This window comes from Bradyrhizobium sp. DOA1, from assembly GCF_001593325.1.
Lineage (GTDB): Bacteria > Pseudomonadota > Alphaproteobacteria > Rhizobiales > Xanthobacteraceae > Bradyrhizobium.
Genome location: NZ_JXJM01000001.1, coordinates 3,622,862 through 3,626,308, shown reverse-complemented (window position 1 = coordinate 3,626,308; position 3,447 = coordinate 3,622,862). Strand labels below are relative to the sequence as shown.

Genomic DNA, 3,447 nt, shown 5'->3' with positions numbered 1-3,447 from the left:
AGTCGCAGAGCGCCTTCCCGGCGCCGCTGCCCAGCGGCAGCTTCTCGCGATAGAGCATGATCCGGACCCGGAGGGCCGCGCAGCGCAAAGTGTGAAGCGGTTTTCCGAAAAGATCATGCTCAAACAATTAGTCTCGTTGCATTGACAGGCGCAGCCCCGGCAGCGCACGAATGACCGATGTCCTTCACGATCGCCATCATCGGCCGGCCCAATGTCGGCAAATCGACGCTGTTCAACCGTCTGGTCGGGCAGAAGCTCGCGCTGGTCGATGACCTGCCGGGCGTCACCCGCGACCGCCGCGAGGGTGAGGCCAGGCTCGGCGATCTCGAGTTCACCATCATCGATACCGCCGGCCTCGACGAGGGGGCCAAGGGCTCGCTGACCGCGCGCATGCAGGAGCAGACCGAGACCGCGATTGCGCAGGCCGACGCGCTGTTCTTCGTCATCGATGCCCGCGTCGGCCTGACGCCCACCGATCGCGCCTTCGCCGATTTCGCCCGCAAGGCCAACAAGCCGGTGCTGCTGGTCGCCAACAAGAGCGAAGGCAAGCACGGCGATGCCGGCGCGATGGAAGCTTTCGCGCTGGGCCTCGGCGATCCCATCCAGATCTCGGCCGAGCATGGCGAGGGCATGGGCGAGCTTTATGACGCGCTGGCCAGGCTGATGCCCGAGCCGGTCGATGAGGATGAGGACGAGGACGACGCGCCGATCTCGGAGGAAGAGGCCGCGACGCGTCCGATCCGGGTCGCCATCGTCGGCCGGCCCAATGCCGGCAAGTCGACGCTGATCAACCATCTGCTCGGCGAGGAGCGCCTGTTGACCAGCCCGGAGGCCGGCACCACGCGCGATTCCATCGCGGTCGAGATCAACTGGAAGGGCCGCGATTTCCGTGTGTTCGACACCGCGGGCCTGCGCCGGCGCTCGCGCATCGAGGAGAAGCTGGAGAAGCTCTCGGTTGCGGACGCGCTGCGCGCGGTGCGCTTTGCCGAAGTCGTGGTGCTGATGATGGACACGCAGAACCGCTTCGAGGAGCAGGATCTGCGCATCGCCGATTTGATCGAGCGCGAGGGCAGGGCGGTGGTGCTCGCCGTCAACAAATGGGACCTGATGGAGACCAAGGGCGGCGGAGCGATCTCGGGTCTGCGCCGCGACGCCGACCATTGGCTGCCGCAGCTCAAGGGCGTGCCGATCGTCGCCGTCTCGGGTCTGATGGGCGAGGGCATCGATCGCCTGATGCAGGCGATCCAGGACGCCTATGCGATCTGGAACAGGCGCGTGCCGACGGCTGCGCTCAATCGCTGGTTCGAACAGGCGATCCAGGCCAATCCGCCACCGGCCGTCTCCGGGCGCAGGCTGAAGCTGAACTACATCACCCAGACCAAGGCGCGCCCGCCGAGCTTCGTGCTGTTCTGCTCGCGTGCCGATGCGGTGCCGCAATCCTATCTGCGCTATCTCACCAACTCGATGCGCGAGACTTTCGAACTGCCTGGCACGCCGGTGCGCATCACGCTTCGCGAAAAGGCCAATCCCTTCGCGCATAAGCGCAAGCGGCCGTCGTGAGCGACGGCTCCGGCGAGGCGACAGCGCAAGGCGCGGCGCCGATCCGGCGCGGCGCGGTGGCCTTCATCTTCGTCACCATCCTGCTCGACATGCTCGCGCTCGGCGTGATCATGCCGATCCTGCCCAAGCTGATCGAGAGCTTCGTCGACAACGACACCGCGCACGCGGCGCGCATCTTCGGCCTGTTCGGCACCGCCTGGGCGCTGATGCAATTCGTGTTCTCGCCGCTGCTCGGCGCGCTGTCGGATCGCTTCGGACGCCGGCCCGTGGTGCTGCTGTCGAATTTCGGGCTCGCGGCCGACTACGTCCTGATGGCGCTGGCGCCGTCGCTGCTCTGGCTGTTCATCGGCCGCGTGATCTCCGGCATCACCTCAGCGAGCATCTCGACAGCGTTCGCCTATATCGCTGACGTCACGCCGCCGGAACGGCGCGCGGCGGTTTTCGGCAGGATAGGCGCGGCCTTCGGCGCCGGCTTCATCCTGGGGCCGGCGCTCGGCGGCCTGCTCGGCGATGTCGATCCGCGCCTGCCGTTCTGGGCCTCGGCAGTCTTAAGCTTCGCCAATGCGCTCTATGGGCTCTTCGTGCTGCCGGAATCGCTGGCGCCCGACAAACGTGCACCGTTCCGTTGGCGCAGCGCCAATCCGGTCGGGGCACTGAATTTGTTGCGGTCCAATGCCGTGCTGGCCGCCTTGTCGGTCGTCAACTTCATCGCGCAGGTCGCGCATGTCGTCCTGCCCTCGACCTTCGTGCTCTATGCGACCTATCGCTACGGCTGGGACTCCAAGACCGTAGGATTGACGCTCGCCATGGTCGGTATCTGCGCCATGGTGGTGCAGGGGCTTGCGATCGGCCCGATCGTGCGCGCGCTCGGCGAGCGGAACGCGCTGCTGCTCGGTCTGTGCGCTGGCGCGCTCGGCTTCGTCGTCCTGGGCGCTGCGCCGACGGGACCGCTGTCCTGGCTCGGCATTCCCATTCTAGCGCTATGGGGCATCTCCGGCGCCGCCTCGCAAGCGCTGATGACGCGGCTGGTCGCACCCGATCAGCAGGGCCAGTTGCAGGGCGCGACCGCGAGCGTGCAGAGCGTATCGCAGCTCATCGGCCCGTTCCTGTTCACGCTGACATTCTCCTATTTCATCGGCGCCAGCGCGCCGCTGCATCTACCCGGCGCGCCCTTCCTGCTCGCTGCGGTGCTGATGGTGGTGTGCGTCGCGATCGCGGTGCGGACGTTGGGCGGGGCGAAGGAAAGCTGATTGTCCGTCATGACCGGGCTTGTCCCGGCCATCCACGTTCTGTCTCTCTGGCCTCAAACGTGGATGCCCGGGCCTTCGCCTCGCCGAAGCGGCTTCGGCCGCGCAGGCGGGACAAGCCCGGGCATGACGTCGTCAAGACCTTTGCGATGACCGCTACGCGGTCACTTCTTCACCAGCGGGCAGTCGCTGTCCTTGAGCGGCTTGGCCGCGTCTTCCGGGGCGATCGTGGCGATCTGCTTGTAATAGTCCCACGGGCCCTTCGACTCCTCGGGCTTCTTCACCTCGAACAGATAGGCCGGGATGAGGCGGCGTCCGTCCTGGCGCAGAGGTCCGTTGCCGAACAGCGGATCGTCGGTCGGCAGCTCCTTCATCTTGGCGACGACCTTGGCGCCATCACGCGGATTGCCGCCGAGCGCTTCCATCGCCTTCAGATAATGCAGCACCATGGCGTAATTGCCGGCCTGGGTCATCGAGGGCATCGCGTTCTTGCTGGCCTGCGCCGCGAAGCGCTTGGACCATTCGCGGGTCTTGTCATTCAGGTCCCAGTAGAACGACTCGGTGAAGGTCAGGCCCTGCGCGGTCTTGAGGCCCAGCGAGTGCACGTCGTTGATGAACAGCAGCAGCGCCGCGAGCTTCT

The 3,447-nt window shown here is 66.3% G+C and carries 3 protein-coding genes; 2 read left to right on the top strand and 1 reads right to left on the bottom strand.

Annotated elements, in window-relative coordinates:
- The first annotated feature begins 177 nt into the window (after nt 1-177).
- Nucleotides 178-1,560 (top strand): ribosome biogenesis GTPase Der, encoded by a 1,383-nt coding sequence (gene der / locus SE91_RS17295; RefSeq protein WP_061848433.1) that lies wholly within the window; start codon nt 178-180, stop codon nt 1,558-1,560.
- Nucleotides 1,557-2,810 carry a TCR/Tet family MFS transporter gene (locus SE91_RS17290; protein WP_061848432.1) on the top strand — a complete coding sequence of 418 codons (1,254 nt, stop codon included), beginning with the start codon at nt 1,557-1,559 and terminating at the stop codon, nt 2,808-2,810. Before der ends, SE91_RS17290 begins: the two co-directional genes overlap by 4 nt.
- Before the next feature lie 161 nt (nt 2,811-2,971).
- On the opposite strand, the gene SE91_RS17285 is transcribed toward SE91_RS17290, so the two are convergent.
- A partial coding sequence (locus SE91_RS17285; RefSeq protein WP_156490016.1) for an ABC transporter substrate-binding protein occupies nt 2,972-3,447 on the bottom strand: 476 nt, incomplete at its 5' end.

Excerpts from the sequence above, each read along its gene's own strand:
- der (WP_061848433.1), top strand. The coding sequence starts at position 178 with ATGTCCTTCACGATCGCCATCATCGGCCGGCCCAATGTCGGCAAATCG.